This is a genomic window from Corynebacterium tuscaniense (genome assembly GCF_008693065.1).
Taxonomy (GTDB): domain Bacteria; phylum Actinomycetota; class Actinomycetes; order Mycobacteriales; family Mycobacteriaceae; genus Corynebacterium; species Corynebacterium tuscaniense.
In genome coordinates this window covers 34,398-50,813 of the sequence record NZ_VXKH01000001.1, presented here as the reverse complement: position 1 = coordinate 50,813, position 16,416 = coordinate 34,398, and the positions used below count along the sequence as shown (strand labels likewise).

Sequence of the window (16,416 nt, the reverse complement as noted above, 5' to 3'; positions counted from 1 at the left end):
CTCTAGTTCTTCTGCACGCTTGCAGTCACACCATCGACCACGTCGTGCCCTTTGACCGGCTCGGTGACCACGTCGAAGGAGGTGGCCAGAGTCTCCGCGGCGATGTGGTCGGCGTGAGTGCGTGCCCACTGCTCCTTGTCCGCCGGAACGGACAGGACCACAGAGATGCGGTCGGAGACTTCAAGGCCTTCCTGCTTGCGGGCATCCTGCAGGCCACGGATGACGTCCGCTGCCCAGCCCTCAGATTCGAGCTCCTCGGTGACGTTGGTGTCCAGGACAACCAGACCCACTGCATCACCAGCGTCCACGCGGGCGGTGCTATCCGGGTTCTCTGCAACGAGGCGCTCGGTGTAGAGCTCCGGCGTCAGAACAATGTCACCATCGACGACGACGTTCTCACCCTCGCGAACGTAGTTGCCTGCCTTCACGTTCTTGATGGCGCGCTGAACATCCTTGCCCAAGGTCGGGCCAGCGACCTTAGCGTTCACCACAACCTCGAAAGAACCAGCTGCATCCACGTCAGTAGTCAGCTCCACGTTTTTCACGTTGACCTCATCACGGATGACGTCCTGGAAGCTCTGCAGGGAATCAGCGTTCGGCAGTGCCACCGTAAGCTGTGGCAGCGGCAGACGGTTACGCAGTTTGTTCGACTTCCGCACAGACGATGCAGCGGAGCAGACTGCGCGAGTGGCATCCATGGATGCCACCAGAGCCTCATCACCCGGAATATCCTGTGCCTTCGGATAGTCCTCCAGGTGCACACTCCGACCACCCGTCAGACCACGCCACATCACCTCAGAGATAAACGGCAGCAGCGGTGCGGTTGCGCGGCACAGGATCTCCAGCACCGTGTACAGGGTGTTGAATGCCTCCGGATGTTCGTCCTGGCCAACCCAGAAACGGTCACGGGAACGGCGCACGTACCAGTTGGTCAAGGTGTCGGCGAAGAGACGGACCTCCTCGCATGCGCCGGAGATGTCCGTGGCATCCAGAGCCTTCTTGGTGTTGTCCACCATGTCGTGCAGCTTGGCCAAGATGTAGCGGTCAAGCACGTTGGTGGACTCGGTAGAGAATTCCGCTTCCCTATCCGCGTACAACTGGAGAAAGGAGTAAGCATTCCACAATGGCAGGATTGCCTGGCGGACACCGTCACGGATGCCCTGCTCCGTCACGATGAGGTTGCCACCACGCAGGATCGGGCTGGACATGAGGAACCAACGCATGGCATCAGAACCATCGCGGTCAAAGACCTCATTGACATTCGGGTAGTTGCCCTTCGACTTGGACATCTTCTGGCCATCGGAACCGAGGACGATGCCGTGGGCGACAACCTGCTTGTAGGCAACACGATCGAACAGTGCGGTGGCCAACACGTGCTGCACGTAGAACCAGCCACGGCTCTGGCCGGAGTACTCCACGATGAAGTCTGCCGGCTGACGCACATCGTGCTCTTCGACGTTCTCAAACGGGTAGTGGTACTGAGCAAACGGCATAGAGCCCGACTCAAACCAGCAGTCCAAAACATCCGGTACACGGCGCATCATGGACTTGCCCGTCGGATCATCCGGGTTCGGGCGGGTCAGCTCATCGATGTACGGTCGGTGCAGCGATTCCGGACGAACACCGAAGTCCTTCTCCAGCTCATCGAGAGAGCCGTACACATCCACGCGCGGGTACTCCGGATTGTCAGACACCCATGCCGGAACCGGTGAGCCCCAGTAACGGGTACGGGAGATATTCCAATCACGGGCCCCCTCGAGCCACTTGCCAAACTGACCGTCGCGCACGTGGCTGGGGATCCAGTCAATGGTCTGGTTGAGTTCCACCATGCGGTCACGGATATCCACAACTTTGACAAACCATGCTGGCAGAGCCATGTAGATCAGCGGTTCACCCGAGCGCCAGGAGTGCGGGTAGGAGTGAACGATGACCTTGTCCTGCAGAACACGATCCGCTGCCCTCAGATCGCGGATGATGTCCCGGTTCGCGTCGAAAACAAGCTTGCCCTGGTAGTCAGGAACAAGACTGGTGAACTTACCATCAGCATCAACAGGGATGACCAGGTCAACGCCGTACTTTTCGCACGTAATCATATCGTCCTCACCAAAGGCCGGAGCCTGGTGGACAATACCTGTGCCGTCTTCCGTAGAAACGTAATCAGCCACCAGAACCATGAAGGCATTCGGCTGGTCAGCAAAGTAATCAAAGACTGGCTTGTACGTCAAACCCTCGAGTTCGCTGCCCTGGAAGGTGGACACGACCTCGTACTCACCCAGTTCCTTCACGTACGAGCCGATGAGGGCGGTGGCGATGAGGAAGCTACGGCCGGCGAAGTCACCGTCCCTCACGCGAAGCAGGGTGTACTCAATCTCCGGACCAACGGCCAGAGCAAGGTTGGACGGCAGGGTCCATGGCGTCGTCGTCCAAGCGAGAGCTTCGGCGGTGTGAAGCTCCGGATGGTTTTCCCACGTCTTCGCTGCGGGGAAGCCCTCACGTGCACCGGTGAGCGGCAACGTCACGGTCACCGTTGGGTCCTGGCGTTCCTTGTACGAATCATCCAGGCGCGTCTCCTGGTTGGACAGCGGAGTGTGCTCAGCCCAGGAGTACGGCAGCACACGGAAACCTTGGTAGATCAGCCCCTTGTCATAGAGAGTCTTGAACGCCCACATGACGGATTCCATGTACTCGATGTCCATGGTCTTGTAGCCGTTCTCAAAATCAACCCAGCGTGCCTGGCGCGTGACGTAGTCCTCCCACTCGCCGGCATAGTGCATGACGGACTGGGCACAGTACTCATTGAACTTGGCCAGCCCCATGTCTTGGATCTGTGCCTTGTCAGTGATGCCCAGCTGTTTCTCTGCTTCCAGTTCAGCCGGCAGGCCATGGCAGTCCCAACCAAACACGCGCGGAACATGGTAGCCGGTCATGGTGCGGAAACGCGGAACAATATCCTTCACGTAACCGGTCAGAAGGTGGCCGTAGTGTGGCAAACCATTAGCAAAAGGCGGGCCATCGTTGAAAACATATTCCTCTGCGCCTTCACGGTTCTTCAGGCTGGCCTGGAACGTGTCGTCCTTTTTCCAGTAATCAAGGACGATCTGCTCCATCTCAGGGAACTTCTGTGACCCCCCGGTCGTGTCCACTTTCGGGTACACGCGGGCAGTGTTTTCCATGAATCCTCCACTTCAGCCGCGGGGACGCGATAACTCGCGCGGTACCACCCCGCTTGGGAACGTACAAGTTCCCCACTTCATTAGTGGATTTTCCGGTTCTAATGAGCTTGCGCCGTTCTTCCGGAACGCTCCCCGGTGATAGCCGGATCACTGCGTGACAGTTGGACAGTTGACAGTGTAGCGCACAGAAAAATACCCGCCCTTTCGGGCGGGTAAAGCACCGCGTGTTACTTCTGCTCACCAGATGGTGCGGAAGAACCACGCGTCTCCAGCTCCTCAAGCTGAGACTCCAACAAAGTCTTCAGACGGGTGCGGTACTCGCGCTCGAAAGTACGCAGCTCGGCAATGCGCGTCTCAAGGGCTGCCTGCTGCTGCTTCACGGTGCTCATAATCTCGCTGTGCTTGCGCTCAGCCTCAGAACGCAGCTGCGCTGCCTGCTCCTCCGCCTTGCGGATCTGAGCCTCGGCACGGGAGTTAGCCTCATTCGTGGTCTCCTCAGCCTTACGCTGCGCCTCGGACAGCAGCTGGTTAGCCTGCAGCTCTGCATTTTTGGTAGTAGCAGTAGCGTTCTTCTCCGCTTCTGCAAGCTGGGAGGAGGCGCTAGCACGTGCTTCCTCAAGAACACGGCGGGCTTCCTCCTGCGCCTCGTTAGCCACACGGTCTGCAGTCTGCTGCGCCAGGCCAAGGACACGGGCAGCCTGAACATTTGCCTCATCATCAACGGAAGCCTGCGAAGCGGCCGCCTGCGACTGAGCCGCCTTAGCCTGCTTTGCCTCATGTTCGGCGCGCTCAATGCGGGCCTCATACTTCTTGCGCAGCTCCTCCTCCACCTCGCGGCGGATAGCAGCCTCATCTACCTGATTCCCTCGCGTAGCGCCACCATCTTCGAGGCGAGCGCGCAGTTCATCGTTCTCATCCTGCAATTGAGCAAGAGTATCTTCGACGAGGTCCAGGAACTGATCAACCTCGTCCTCGTTGTAACCGCGCTTGCCAATCGGCGGCTTGCTGAAAGCGACATTGTGCACGTCTGCTGGTGTCAGCGGCATGTGAGTTCCCTTCGGATAGATGTGCTCGAGGCACGTCTTTTAATTGATAGATGAACGATAGCAAGGTAAAGCCTAGCCCACAGCATCCTCACCCTCAACGTGAACCCGAGGGTGAGTCATCCAATTAGTTTAGATTCCAAAGCTGAGTCGCACCACCGCACTCAGCAACATTAGGGCGATGAACAGCACAATTACGCTGACATCTAATGCAACCCCACCCAGCGGAAGGGGCGGGATGAAACGGCGAAGAAATCGGAGCGGAGGGTCTGTGGTGACAAAAAAGAATTCCGCAACAACCATGAACCATCTCGGCGGAGAAAAGTGTTTAGAGAAGGACTGGATCATCTCAATGATGAGCCGGACGATCACCATGAAGGTGTACAACCCAATGAGGGCATAGAGAATAGCGCCGATCATAGTCACGGCAATACACCCTAACGCAGGTGAGCTGCACGCTCCAGCTCACCCACAGAGGTGCGGGCGTTTTCCGGAACGATAGCGAAGACCAGCAGGTCATCCCCGGTGCGGGACAGCTTGTGCATCTTGCCGCGTGCCGCAAAGCACAGTCCTGCAGCGAAGTCGATCAGGCGCATCGCGGTCGGCTTGTCCACAGAGGACAGGTCCATAACCACTGCGTCGCCGTCACGGAATGGCTCACCAATATCCTTCGCGTCGTTATAATCGCGCGGGCGGACACTGATAATGGCCGCGGTGTAGTCGCGGGGAGCACGGCTGTAGGAAGTACCGGTTTCCTCATATGCCGGGTCATCATAATAAGGGTCGACCGAAGGATCGTACTGGCCGAGACCAAAGAATTCTTTCAGGCTATTTGAGAAAGACATAGGGTTAAGTCTCCTGTTCGCAGGCGGTTTATGGTTGTTTTTAGAGTACGGGTCGCGTTCCAAGCAGCTTGGTTCCGACACGCACGATGTCGGACCCAGAAGCTACTGCATCAACAAAATCTGCGGACATGCCAGCGGAGAGCTTCATTGGACGGCCAAGTTCATTTTCATACTGCAACGCAATGCTTTTCGACGTTTCGAAGACCGGCACCGGATCAACACCGATTGGAGGAACGACCATAAAGCCGTCGATAAGCACATTCTCTAATCCCGCGACTTCCTCAACGAGTGCGGGGAGTTCCTCGCGCGCGACCCCGCCGCGGTTCGCGTCATCATCAAAGGAAATCTGAATCAGGCATGGCAGCGGTTCGGTGCGCTCCGCGTTGTCCATGCCACGGTTGAGCGCGCGGGCAAGTTTGACGGAATCGAGCGAGTGGACGGAACTTGCCCACCGCGCCACCGAATTTGCTTTCTTGGTTTGAATCTGGCCGATCATGGCAATCTCCATGAGATCGCCTAGTTCCTCCTTCTTCTGCTTTGCTTCTTGTTCGCGGTTCTCCCCCACCATGGTGATACCAAGCTGCGCGAGCAGCGCAATGTCTTGCGCAGGGTGGAACTTGGTCACCGGCAAAATGGTGACACTGCCCGGCTCGCGTCCGGCCTTCTGTTCTGCCTCGCGCACCTCACGCGTGATGGTGTCCAAGTTGTTTTTCAGTTCCGCTAAACGATCCATTATTTGCCCCCTGTTAACCAGATAACTCCTGCCTGGCGGCCAGTCTCTTTGTCACGCCGGTAGGAAAAGAATGTTTCGTCTGTAATCGTGTCTGCCGGGTGCGCATCAACCTGAGTCACCCCGAGTGATAGGAGTTGCCGGATAAGCCCCGCACGCACATCAATTCCGGGAGTGCCTTTCTTGGTGCGTGTCTTCGAGCCAGGCAGATGATTCTCCACATCCTCGGTCATCTCTTGGGGCACCTCGTAAGATTCCCCCGCAGCAGCCGGGCCAAGCAACGCGTGGATAGAGCCCGCAGCAGCGCCCAGTTTCAGCATTTCTTCCACAGTGTTCTTCACAATGCCATTGCGTGCACCGATACGGCCAGCATGCACCGCAGCGATGACCTTTGCATAGGGGTCTGCGAGCAAGACCGGCACACAGTCTGCGACGAGTACGCACAGCGCAAGGTTCTCAGCCGTAGTAACGATGGCATCGGTTGCCTCAACTGGAGCATCCTGCTGCTTATCGACGACGGTCACCGTATTCGTATGCAACTGCTCCATCCACACGAACTGCTCTGTCTTGAGTCCGAGAGAGTCGGCTAGGCGTTGACGGTTCGCTGAAACCGCTTCTGGATCATCCCCAACGTGAGAAGCAAGATTCCCCGCCGCACGGCCAGTAAAAACCATGCGGACGGGGCGCTTGGAGGTATCAGTGGTGTGCATTAACGCAGAAAGTCCGGGACGTCGAGGTCATCCACATCACGGCGGGCCGGGCGGTACGGCTCGGAGTCACGGGCCCCACGGGAATCATGCTCCGAGTTGGTAAACAGGCCACCACGGTGTTCGTCATAGCGGTGACGTGAAGCATATTCGGTCCGCCGCGGCGCCTCGGGGGCCTTCTCAACCGGCTTCTCTGCTTCGTTCTCGTCCTCGTCTTCCGTCTTCTTCTCGGAATTCGGCTCAGCGTCAAACAGGGAGCTACCGGTGGCTGGCGCTTCCTCCTCGGGGCGGGCATTCGCTTTCTCATCAAAGCCAGTCGCGATGATGGTTACGCGGACCTCATCACCCAGATTGTCGTCGATAATCGTGCCGAAGATGATGTTCGCGTCATCGTCGGCCTTCTCCTCGACAATGGAGGCGGCGTTGTTGACCTCCATGAGCCCCAAGTCTGAGCCACCTGCGACAGAAATGAGCACGCCCTTAGCGCCCTCCATCGTGGTCTCCAACAGCGGCGAGTTAATAGCCTGCTCAGTAGCAGCCATCACGCGATTGTCCCCGCGCGCAGAGCCGACCCCCATCAAAGCGGAGCCAGCATCCGCCATAACGGAGCGCACATCAGCGAAGTCAACGTTGATCATGCCCGGGATGGTAATGAGGTTGGTGATGCCCTGGACACCGTTATACAGAACCTCATCAGCAGCGCGGAACGCTTCCATCATGGACAACTCAGCGTCGCCCAGCTGCAGCAGACGGTCATTCGGGATGACGATGACGGTGTCGCAGACTTCCTTAAGGGTCTCAATCCCCTCCAGTGCCTGACGGGTACGGCGCTTACCTTCGAAAGAGAAGGGGCGAGTGACAACACCAATGGTGAGAGCACCCATCTTCTTCGCGATACCAGCGACGACCGGTGCAGCACCAGTGCCGGTGCCTCCACCTTCACCGGCAGTGACGAACACCATGTCGGAGCCTTTCAAAGACTCCTCAATCTCCTGCTTATGATCCTCAGCAGAGGTGCGGCCAACCTCCGGGTTAGCGCCGGCACCAAGGCCGCGTGTCGCCTCGCGGCCAATGTCAAGCTTTGTATCCGCATCAGTAAACAGCAGCGCCTGGGAGTCAGTGTTGATAGCTACAAATTCAACACCCTTCAGGCCCTCCTCGATCATGCGGTTCACAGCGTTAACGCCACCGCCACCGACACCGACGACGCGGATCATGGCGAGGTAATTGCTAGGAGAGGTCATGGATGGAACTCGCCTTTCAGGGTTCTTGTACAACAATTCGGACAACGCTTTCCATCATGACCAACCGAATGCGAATTTCGGCTAATTTTTTCGGCGTGTCGTTACCCTCAACCTTTACTTTAGGGTTTGTGACCTGGGTCTTTAACGAACAGTGACCAACTGCGGGTTCGTAATGTTGAACTCTGCTCCCTCACGGTGCAGCACAGTATCAAGCGCCAATGACTTATTCCGGTTGTCTTCGGACGCACCCCAGGTGACGGTCCTGCCCTCTTTCACATGCAGGACATAGTCATGCTTTCCACGCGCTTCAATCGCTTCAACATTTTCTCGACCCTGGTCGCTCAATGCGCCAGCGATGTCTACCGCCCCCTTACGCACCGCCTCATCAGTGCCAGCGGCCCCCGTGAGTTCCACAGCATTTTCTGGAGGAACATCCACCGCAAACTCACGCCCGTCCGCATCGAGCAAATGCGCGCCATCTTCCTGAGAGAAGAACGCCACCGCGTCATTCTCTATCACCGTCAGTTTGATCGTTGATGGCCACCCGCGTGACGCGGTAGCGGACTTCACCCATGGCAAGGCAACAACGCCGGCTGCTGCGTCTCGCAGCTTGACCTGGGCAAGAGGTGTACCGGATCGAATTCCGGAGGCTCTCACAGCGTCTTCTTCACTGATGTGAGCGTTGCCTTCAACCTGAAAGTGCTTCACCGACATGAGTGGTGTGAAGTACACCACCGACCACAACACCGCCAGTGCCACCACGATAGCGGCGCTGATCGCCGCTACGCGTTTCACTGTTCTGCCTCCGCTAGGGCAGCCAACAACGGATCTGCGAGCATGGTTACGCTTCCAGCCCCCATGGTGATCACCACATCACCTGGGCGCGTCACCTTTACTACCGATAGTGGTGCGTGTGAGAAGTCCGGATCGTAAATAGCTTCAATGCTCATCTTGTCCGTGATGACACGCGAATCAACACCCTCCACTGGCGTTTCACGGGCACCAAAAATATCCAGAACTACGGCAGCGTCCGCGAGCGAGAGCGCATCAGCAAATTCCTGAGCAAAGTTGACCGTCCGCGAGTACAGATGCGGCTGGAAACAAACCACAACGCGGTCATGCGCAGCCTTTGCCGCGGAGAGCACCGCGGCAACTTCAGTCGGGTGGTGCGCATAGTCATCGTAAACCCGGGTGCCACTTGGCAGCTCCCCACGGAATTCAAAACGACGCCGCACACCGGTAAAACCGGACAAACCTTCAGCCAGCTTGACCGGGTTTGCACCCGCAATGTCTCCCGCCAACAATGCAGCCGCAGAATTCAGCACCATGTGGCGCCCCGGAATAGCCAATGAATACTCAAAGGGCGTGCCGTTCAGATCCACCGTGACAAACGTAGTGGTGTCTTCCATGCGCTCGCTAGTGACACGAGCATGGTTGGGAATCCGTGGGTGCGTCACCGTGCCATACCCAACGACATTGATACCGCGGTCAAGAGCGCGTTCACCACACTGCGCCGTTGCTTCATCATCAAGACACACAACGAGGGTTCCCGTATCCGTAACGCGGTCTGCGAAGTCATCGAAAACCTGGAAATAGGACGCTTCATCACCGAAGTAGTCCAAGTGGTCCGGCTCAATATTGGTTATCACGGCAATGTCCGGCTTGTAGCGCAGCAACGAAGCATCTGATTCATCTGCCTCAGCCACAAAAACACTGCCACTGCCGTGGTGAGCATTCGTGCCAGCACGGTTGAGCTGCCCACCGATGGCAAAGGACGGGTCCTCCCCTGCAGCTTGCAAGGCAACAACCGCCATGGAAGTGGTAGAGGTTTTCCCGTGCGTGCCGGCAAAGAGCATCTGGGTGTAGCCCTCCATCAGTTCCCCCAGAAGATCCGAGCGACGAATAACGGGAATACCCAACTCGGCTGCCGCTACGAGTTCCGGGTTATCTTTCGGAATCGCGGCAAAACTAGTCACCACAACAGTGGGCGGGTCCCCGGCGAGCGTCAGATTACGTGCATCATGCCCCACGGCGATCTGCGCACCTTGAGTGCGTAGTGCACGGACTGGGCGTGAGTCCTTAACATCGGAACCAGTGACAATGCTGCCACGATCAAGGAGGATACGGGCCACGCCGGACATGCCAGCGCCACCGATACCAATCAAATGAACGCGTGAAAGATCAACTGCGTCGCTCACTATGAATCCTTTCCCATGATCCGACGGGCAATAGTCTGTGATGCATTGCCAGCTTGGGTACTGGACAACGCTTGCTTCATTTCTTCACCCTTGCCACTAAGAATCTCTGTGACCGCGGTGACGAGGGCATCGGGGGTGAGCGCAGCATCGTCAATACGCATTGCAGCGCCTGCTTCGACGAGGTGCGCAGAGTTGAGACCTTGCTCACCATTGCCATGCGGCAACGGAATGTAAATCGCAGGCACGCAGGCAGCGGAATTCTCCGCAACTGTCATGGCGCCGGAACGGCATATCACTACATCGGTGACTGCGTACGCAGCTTCCATGTCTTCAATATAAGGCACGGCAGTGTAACCCTCGTGCGGTTCAGGCGCATCATTTTTACGCCCGTATGCGTGAAGCACCTGGTATCCGGCCGCGGTGAGGCGCTCCACAGCCCCGGACAACGCTGTATTAATACTGCGCGCACCTTGGGAGCCACCGGTAACTAGCACCGTTGGTTTGTTCGGATCAAGGTTCCACATCTTGTAACCACGCTCTGCCTTCGCGCCGTCTGCATCCTTCCCCACACCCGGACGAACAGGAACCCCAACAACCTCACCGGGCATGCCGGAATTCGGCACCGCGTTAAAGCCTATGCCTCCGAGACGGATCCCCAGCTTGTTAGCCATGCCGGCTAGCGCGTTTGTCTCAAGGACATAAAAAGGAATACCCAAAGACTTCGCCGCAAGGTAGGCGGAAGCAGAAACATAACCACCGGTACCAAAGACTGCATTAGCCTCACGGCGCTTCAGCGCCATGCGGGTTTGGTTCACCGACTTAATAAGTTTCGCTGGAACACCGAGAAGCTTGAGGGGCTGCTTACGCGGAATCGGCACCGGATCCACAAGATCAAGTTCAAAGCCGCGGGCGGGGATAATGGACGTTTCCAACCCCTTCTCCGTGCCTAGAGCAGTGACAGATGCATCAAACTCATCACGCAACACCTCCGCCACAGCCAGTGCCGGCTCAATGTGCCCGGCTGTCCCACCACCAGCAACAACGACGTTGAAAGACACGTTTCTCCTCTACGTAGCTAGCTTGCGCGTCGAGTGTCAGTGTATTGCGTGCGACGGCGAGCCGTAACCGGGGTCGGTGCTGGCACCTCACGGACACGGCGTGGTGCCTGACGCGGTGCTCGGCGCACAGCAGGACGTGGCGCCTTAGGTTCGGCGAGGAAAAACATCCGGTCAAACAGCGGGCGACCGTAATTTTGCATGAAGGACACTGCATCCGGCTCATGGCGGGCCACGGAGGCAACCAAGCCCATCGCACCAAGGGTGATAACGGCCGAAGTGCCACCAGCAGAGATCATGGGCAACTGAATACCCGTAACCGGCAGCAAACCAATGACATAGCCGATGTTGATGAACGCCTGCGACACGATACCGGTGGTGATTGACGCAGCCAGAAGAGCTTGGAACTGGTTCTGTGCCCGGCGCGCGGTACGCAAACCGAAAAACAGCAACATGGCGAACAAGGTGATCACCAGTGCGCCGCCCCATAGCCCGAGCTCCTCACCGATCACTGCAAAGATGAAGTCATTCTTCGCCTCCGGGAGATAGAACCACTTTGCGCGTGACTGGCCCAGGCCGACGCCGAAGAAAGAACCATCGGCCAAGGACAAGAAGCCTTGATAGGACTGGAACGCCACACCGCGAGTGTCCTCAAAGTGCCCGAAAAGCGCATCAAAATACACGAGGAGACGGTTGGAACGATATCCGCCAGCAGCCATGATGAGAACGAGAAGTGCGGCACCGAAGCCTGCGACGATACCGATGAACTTCCACGTCACACCAGCAAATAGCAGGATCAAAGCAACCACGATAGCGAAGGACACCATCATACCCATGTCACCCTGAGCACCAATGAGGCCCATGCACAGCATCGAAACGATAATGAATGGCGTGAACCCATTGGTCACTTTGAGCAACTTGCGCGGATTCTTATTAGCCAAGATGGACGCACCCCACACACATATGGCCACGCGGGCAATCTCAGACGGCTGCAGCTGGAAGCCAGCAATGTAAATCCACGACTGGGAGCCCACTTCATCACGGCCAGTACCAATACCTGGGACAAGCACGAGGATGAGTAGGAGAATAGCTACTCCCATGAACACCGCAGCGATCTTGCGAATTCTCTCCGGAGGGATTTGCAGGGCAACCCAAAAGGCAACCAAGCCCATAACAACAACTGCGGCCTGCTTGAGGGGTTGGGCCCACACGGATTCGTCATTAAACACTGACCATGTCATCGACGAACTGGTCACCATGACAACGCCAAGACCGGCGAGAACAAGGACGATGGTGCGCACCATCGTGTAATCAATCAGGGGGCGCGAGTCCATCCACGCGTTCAGGCGTGACAGAGCGCGGGCCATGCCCGAGGAGTACTGGTTCCGTGTAGCGCGTGTTGCGGATGTGGCTGTAGTGGTCATCGTTGCCTACTTTGCCCTATTCGTTCGCTTTTTCCTTTTTGGCGCGCGCAGCTTGGACAAAGAGATTTCCACGTTGTGCCATACCGGTGTACATATCCAAACTTGCCGCCGCAGGAGCAAGAATCACCGCATCACCAGGAAGCGCCTGTTCAGTGGCAAAATTTACGACCTGCTCCATCGCCTCAACCGGGTCAGTTGAATCCGTATAAAAGGTGGGAACCGAAGGAGCAAAAGTTTCCACTGCATGCTTTATTTTCAAGCCATCAACACCCAATAGAGCGACCGCACGGAACTTCTCTCCATGGTCTTGAATGAGTGAGCTAACATCCGCACCTTTCAGTTGCCCCCCAGCAACCCACACGATCTTCGACGTGGTTGCCTTCAACGCGGAATCAGCTGCGTGTGGGTTAGTTGCCTTGGAATTATCAATCCAGACGATGTCGTTGTCACTGTCTTTGTGGACAACGGCACCACGGTGGCCTGCCACCGTGTAGGAATGCAGAGCACGATCAATCTGCTCCGGGGCAGCGCCTCGAGTAATCGCGATTGCGGATGCAGCCAGCGCGTCGAGCACGCCAGCACGGCCGGGCGGTTCAATGCCCTCGATAGCGGTGATCCGCACGGGTGTGTCACCGATGCGGGAGACAATACCCCCGTCGATAATGCCCACTTGCCCTGCTTGTGGTTCGTTCACGGTGAAGCCGATGGCATGAGCTGGCGCGTAGTCCCGCACGCGCTCATCGTCGATACCGGCAACAGCGGTGGACGCAGTGAAGACTTTTGCTTTTGCCTGGGCATAAGCTTCAAAAGAGCCATGCCAATCAATGTGGTCTTCCGCCAGGTTGAGCAGCACAGCAGCATCAGGTGTGAGGTGCTCAGACCAGTGAAGTTGGAAGCTAGACAGCTCAGCGACCAGGACGTCTGCCCGCTCCTCCATGATCAACGCATCGCCCACGGCGACGCCGATGTTGCCGCACGCGACGGCCTTTTTGCCGGTATAGTGCGCAGCCTCCTGCATGATCGCAGCCAACATGCCGGTCGTGGTGGTTTTACCATTCGTACCCGTGACCACCAACCAATCACGCGGCGGGCCAAAGACCCCTTGCTTATCTAGCCGGTAGCACAATTCAACGTCACCGATCACCTCGCAACCAGCCTCTTTGGCGGCAACAAGTAGCGGTGAATCCCGACGCCATCCAGGAGAAGTCACCACCGTGTCGTAGTCCGCAAAGGAGATTTCATTGGAGCGCAGTATGTCGGTTTTTGCTGGATCATCGTCGACGATGTCAAACGGCAACCCTGCCACGCGAAGCAATCTTGCGGTGCCTTGGCCGGAAACACCGGCGCCGGCAATAAGGTATCGCGTCATACCAGGCTCACTCCCGTCGCGGTGAGCCAGTCAGCGTAGAAAATTGCCAGGCCAAGGGCAACAGCGATACCACAGATAAGCCAGAAGCGGACCACCACAGTGGTTTCTGCCCACCCACCGTTTTCAAAGTGATGGTGGAACGGGGCCATGCGGAAGACACGCTTACCGGTGGTTTTGAAGGAAGCAACCTGGATAACCACGGATGCGGCCTCCATGACAAAAAGTGCGCCAACGATGACCATGAGTACCTCAGTGCGGCTGGTGATGGATACTCCGGCAACCAGACCGCCCAGTGCCAATGATCCGGTATCCCCCATGAAGATCTTGGCCGGTGCAGCATTCCACCACAGGAAGCCAACGCATGCACCAAGACCAGCAGCGCATAGGACTGCAAGGTCAAGCGGGTCGCGGACGTCGTAGCAGCCAGGACCGGGTGTAACAGAGCAGGAATTTCTGAACTGCCAAAACGTCATGATCATGTACCCGAACATCACCAAAGCAGTCGAACCCGCAGCCAAGCCATCCAGCCCATCCGTAAGGTTCACGGCATTCGACCAAGCGGCAATGAGGAAGTAGACAAAAATGAGAAAGAGGAAGGTGCCAACTACGGCCCCGCCGACAGCGACATCAAACGTCTCAATATCGCGGATGAAACTTACGTGCGTGGAGCCCGGTGTCAGGCCTTGTTCGTTCGGGAACTGAAGCAGCAGGAAACCGAACAGCAGGGCAACAGCAAGCTGGCCAACCAGCTTCGCGGTCTTATTCAGGCCAAGGTTGCGGTTAAAAAAGAGCTTGATGCCATCATCGGCGAAGCCCAGCAGACCCAGCGACACGGTCAAACCTAGAACAAGTAAGCCCGATGCAGCGAACCCACCGTGGCCTGTAGCCATGCCCCAAAACCCAACGACAAGATAAGCGACCACGATGCCCAACAAGATGGCAATGCCGCCCATCGTTGGGGTACCGCGTTTACGGATGTGTGACTTCGGACCGTCCTCACGGATCTCTTGGCCCTTACCCGCTGAGGTGAAATACCGGATCAGTAGTGGTGTAGTGAAGATCGCTACTAGGAAGCTAATCAGCCCCGCCATAATGATCTGGGTCATGGTGAATACCTTTTGCTACCTTTCCGTTTTCAACAGCTTCTCGGCTACGCGCCACAATCCGGCCGCATTACTTGCTTTCACAAGCACGACGTCGCGGTCGGTCCGCTCGTACCAGTGGTCCTCGCCGGGTGGAACAGTGCTTAGAATACCTGTGACGATTGCGGTCGCATCATCAACATCAATTGCCTGCTCCACCGCAATTCCATGGTCCGCAGACGCGGTCATAAGCGCATGAATCTCAGGCGTATCCCCCACCGCAATCAAGTGGGTGATGCCGTATCGGCCAAGGTCATCTGCAAGCGCAGTGTGAGCTGCAACGGAGTCTTCACCAAGCTCCCCCATCTCTCCTAAAACCGCAATGGAGCGCACACCGGGGCGGGCGGCAGCAGTGAATGCGAGTGCTGCAATGCCAGCACGCATCGAGTCGGGATTGGCGTTGTAGGCATCATTGATCACCGTCACGCCGTCAGCACAGGTGGACACATCCATACGGTTAACAGACACGCTGTGGGCATTGCTCAATGCTTCCGCCACCGCCGCTGCATCAATCCCAGATTCAATCCCCACGGCGGCAGCAGCCAAAGCATTGGATACTTGGTGGGCGCCGAAGACTTTCAAGGAAACCTCATGCTCCCCACCAGGAGTGTGCATGGTGAACGTCGCCCGGGCCACATCGTCGAGGACGATGCCCGTGGCGTAGTAGTCTGCTTTGGTCTGTGTAGAAAATGTTACGACCTTGGCGTTAGTGCGCGAAGCCATGCCGACAACTAACTCATCATCGGCGTTGAGTATCGCAATACCATCCGCCTGAAGCGCTTCAACGATTTCGCCTTTGGCCACCGCTATGTTGTTGCGGGAGCCAAATTCACCGAGGTGAGCACTGCCAACATTGAGCACCACGCTCATCGCGGGAGGCGCGATATGTGTAAGTTTTTCAATGTGCCCAATGCCACGCGCGGACATCTCCGCCACGAGGAATTTTGTGTCCTCTGTGCAGCGCAGCACGGTGTACGGCAGCCCAATCTCGTTGTTGAAAGAGCCAGGTGGTGCGACGGTCTCACCGCCACACGCCAAAACGTTCGCAATAAGATCCTTCGTCGAGGTCTTACCGGCAGAGCCTGTCACGCCGGTAATTAAGAGCCCATGCTTATCGACGAGCTCCTGAGCCACAAATCGCGCCAACTTCGACATCCCGGCCACAACCGCTCGGGCCGTACCATCCGGATCACCCGCTGCGAGGTCCGAATTATCGCCCTCCACCTGTTCCACTGGCGGCAGAATCACCGCTGGGACACCGATATCGCGAGCAACAAGTGCACCGACCGCGCCGCGCTGCATGGCTGCCTCCGCAAAATCATGGCCATCAACATTCGCGCCAGGAAGTGCGACGAACAGCCCACCGTCAGCGATCTTGCGGGAATCAAACTCAACATATCCAGTCACGGTTGCGTCCGGATCAGCGGAAGGACTTAAGGTCCCGCCGGTGACGTGCGCAATCTGACGCAATGTCATTGGAATCATG

General features: G+C 57.2%; 14 protein-coding genes. All 14 read right to left on the bottom strand.

All coding sequences use genetic code 11. From position 1 onward, the window contains the following. Positions 1–2: 2 nt before the first annotated feature. The 14 genes from ileS to F4V54_RS00175 all read right to left on the bottom strand — a co-directional run bounded on the left by ileS (position 3) and on the right by F4V54_RS00175 (position 16,415). Entirely contained in the window at positions 3–3,173 is a 3,171-nt protein-coding gene (gene ileS, locus F4V54_RS00240; protein WP_150385854.1) for an isoleucine--tRNA ligase, read from the bottom strand. A 227-nt stretch (positions 3,174–3,400) separates the two neighbouring features. Beyond that, positions 3,401–4,219: a DivIVA-like cell division protein Wag31 gene (gene wag31 / locus F4V54_RS00235; RefSeq protein ID WP_150385853.1), complete on the bottom strand. Its 819-nt coding sequence runs from the start codon at positions 4,217–4,219 to the stop codon at positions 3,401–3,403. A 129-nt stretch (positions 4,220–4,348) separates the two neighbouring features. Then, on the bottom strand, positions 4,349–4,636 hold the full coding sequence (locus tag F4V54_RS00230) for a YggT family protein (RefSeq protein ID WP_084576392.1): 288 nt from the start codon (positions 4,634–4,636) through the stop codon (positions 4,349–4,351). Between the two features lie 17 nt (positions 4,637–4,653). Next, positions 4,654–5,061, bottom strand: a complete 408-nt coding sequence (locus F4V54_RS00225) for a cell division protein SepF (RefSeq protein WP_034661839.1) — start codon at positions 5,059–5,061, stop codon at positions 4,654–4,656. 40 nt (positions 5,062–5,101) lie between these two features. Further along, the gene (locus tag F4V54_RS00220) at positions 5,102–5,794 is read right to left on the bottom strand and encodes a YggS family pyridoxal phosphate-dependent enzyme (RefSeq protein ID WP_034661842.1); all 693 of its coding nucleotides are present in this window, start codon (positions 5,792–5,794) and stop codon (positions 5,102–5,104) included. Further along, entirely contained in the window at positions 5,794–6,501 is a 708-nt protein-coding gene (pgeF, locus tag F4V54_RS00215; RefSeq protein WP_150385852.1) for a peptidoglycan editing factor PgeF, read from the bottom strand. The genes F4V54_RS00220 and pgeF overlap by 1 nt, the downstream gene beginning before the upstream one ends. Continuing rightward, positions 6,501–7,742 carry a cell division protein FtsZ gene (gene ftsZ, locus F4V54_RS00210; RefSeq protein WP_034661860.1) on the bottom strand — a complete coding sequence of 414 codons (1,242 nt, stop codon included), beginning with the start codon at positions 7,740–7,742 and terminating at the stop codon, positions 6,501–6,503. Before ftsZ ends, pgeF begins: the two co-directional genes overlap by 1 nt. 141 nt (positions 7,743–7,883) lie before the next feature. Continuing rightward, positions 7,884–8,537 carry a cell division protein FtsQ/DivIB gene (locus F4V54_RS00205; protein ID WP_249041175.1) on the bottom strand — a complete coding sequence of 218 codons (654 nt, stop codon included), beginning with the start codon at positions 8,535–8,537 and terminating at the stop codon, positions 7,884–7,886. Next, positions 8,534–9,943: a UDP-N-acetylmuramate--L-alanine ligase gene (murC, locus tag F4V54_RS00200; protein ID WP_150385851.1), complete on the bottom strand. Its 1,410-nt coding sequence runs from the start codon at positions 9,941–9,943 to the stop codon at positions 8,534–8,536. Before murC ends, F4V54_RS00205 begins: the two co-directional genes overlap by 4 nt. Next, on the bottom strand, positions 9,940–10,998 hold the full coding sequence (locus F4V54_RS00195; protein WP_150385850.1) for a UDP-N-acetylglucosamine--N-acetylmuramyl-(pentapeptide) pyrophosphoryl-undecaprenol N-acetylglucosamine transferase: 1,059 nt from the start codon (positions 10,996–10,998) through the stop codon (positions 9,940–9,942). The genes murC and F4V54_RS00195 overlap by 4 nt, the downstream gene beginning before the upstream one ends. Positions 10,999–11,015: 17 nt before the next feature. After that, a complete protein-coding gene (locus tag F4V54_RS00190; protein WP_211359437.1) occupies positions 11,016–12,419 on the bottom strand; it encodes an FtsW/RodA/SpoVE family cell cycle protein in 1,404 nt (467 codons plus the stop codon). Between the two features lie 16 nt (positions 12,420–12,435). Next, positions 12,436–13,788: a UDP-N-acetylmuramoyl-L-alanine--D-glutamate ligase gene (gene murD / locus F4V54_RS00185; protein ID WP_150385849.1), complete on the bottom strand. Its 1,353-nt coding sequence runs from the start codon at positions 13,786–13,788 to the stop codon at positions 12,436–12,438. Continuing rightward, positions 13,785–14,894, bottom strand: a complete 1,110-nt coding sequence (gene mraY, locus F4V54_RS00180) for a phospho-N-acetylmuramoyl-pentapeptide-transferase (RefSeq protein WP_034661876.1) — start codon at positions 14,892–14,894, stop codon at positions 13,785–13,787. The genes murD and mraY overlap by 4 nt, the downstream gene beginning before the upstream one ends. A 15-nt stretch (positions 14,895–14,909) precedes the next feature. Further along, positions 14,910–16,415 (bottom strand): UDP-N-acetylmuramoyl-tripeptide--D-alanyl-D-alanine ligase, encoded by a 1,506-nt coding sequence (locus tag F4V54_RS00175; RefSeq protein ID WP_150385848.1) that lies wholly within the window; start codon positions 16,413–16,415, stop codon positions 14,910–14,912. Position 16,416 lies beyond the last annotated feature (1 nt).

Coding starts and splice junctions, on each gene's coding strand:
- F4V54_RS00175 (WP_150385848.1), bottom strand. CDS start 16,415: ATGATTCCAATGACATTGCGTCAGATTGCGCACGTCACCGGCGGGACC.
- pgeF (WP_150385852.1), bottom strand. CDS start 6,501: ATGCACACCACTGATACCTCCAAGCGCCCCGTCCGCATGGTTTTTACT.
- F4V54_RS00220 (WP_034661842.1), bottom strand. CDS start 5,794: ATGGATCGTTTAGCGGAACTGAAAAACAACTTGGACACCATCACGCGT.
- mraY (WP_034661876.1), bottom strand. CDS start 14,894: ATGACCCAGATCATTATGGCGGGGCTGATTAGCTTCCTAGTAGCGATC.
- murD (WP_150385849.1), bottom strand. CDS start 13,788: ATGACGCGATACCTTATTGCCGGCGCCGGTGTTTCCGGCCAAGGCACC.
- F4V54_RS00190 (WP_211359437.1), bottom strand. CDS start 12,419: ATGACCACTACAGCCACATCCGCAACACGCGCTACACGGAACCAGTAC.
- ftsZ (WP_034661860.1), bottom strand. CDS start 7,742: ATGACCTCTCCTAGCAATTACCTCGCCATGATCCGCGTCGTCGGTGTC.
- ileS (WP_150385854.1), bottom strand. CDS start 3,173: ATGGAAAACACTGCCCGCGTGTACCCGAAAGTGGACACGACCGGGGGG.
- F4V54_RS00225 (WP_034661839.1), bottom strand. CDS start 5,061: ATGTCTTTCTCAAATAGCCTGAAAGAATTCTTTGGTCTCGGCCAGTAC.
- F4V54_RS00230 (WP_084576392.1), bottom strand. CDS start 4,636: ATGATCGGCGCTATTCTCTATGCCCTCATTGGGTTGTACACCTTCATG.
- wag31 (WP_150385853.1), bottom strand. CDS start 4,219: ATGCCGCTGACACCAGCAGACGTGCACAATGTCGCTTTCAGCAAGCCG.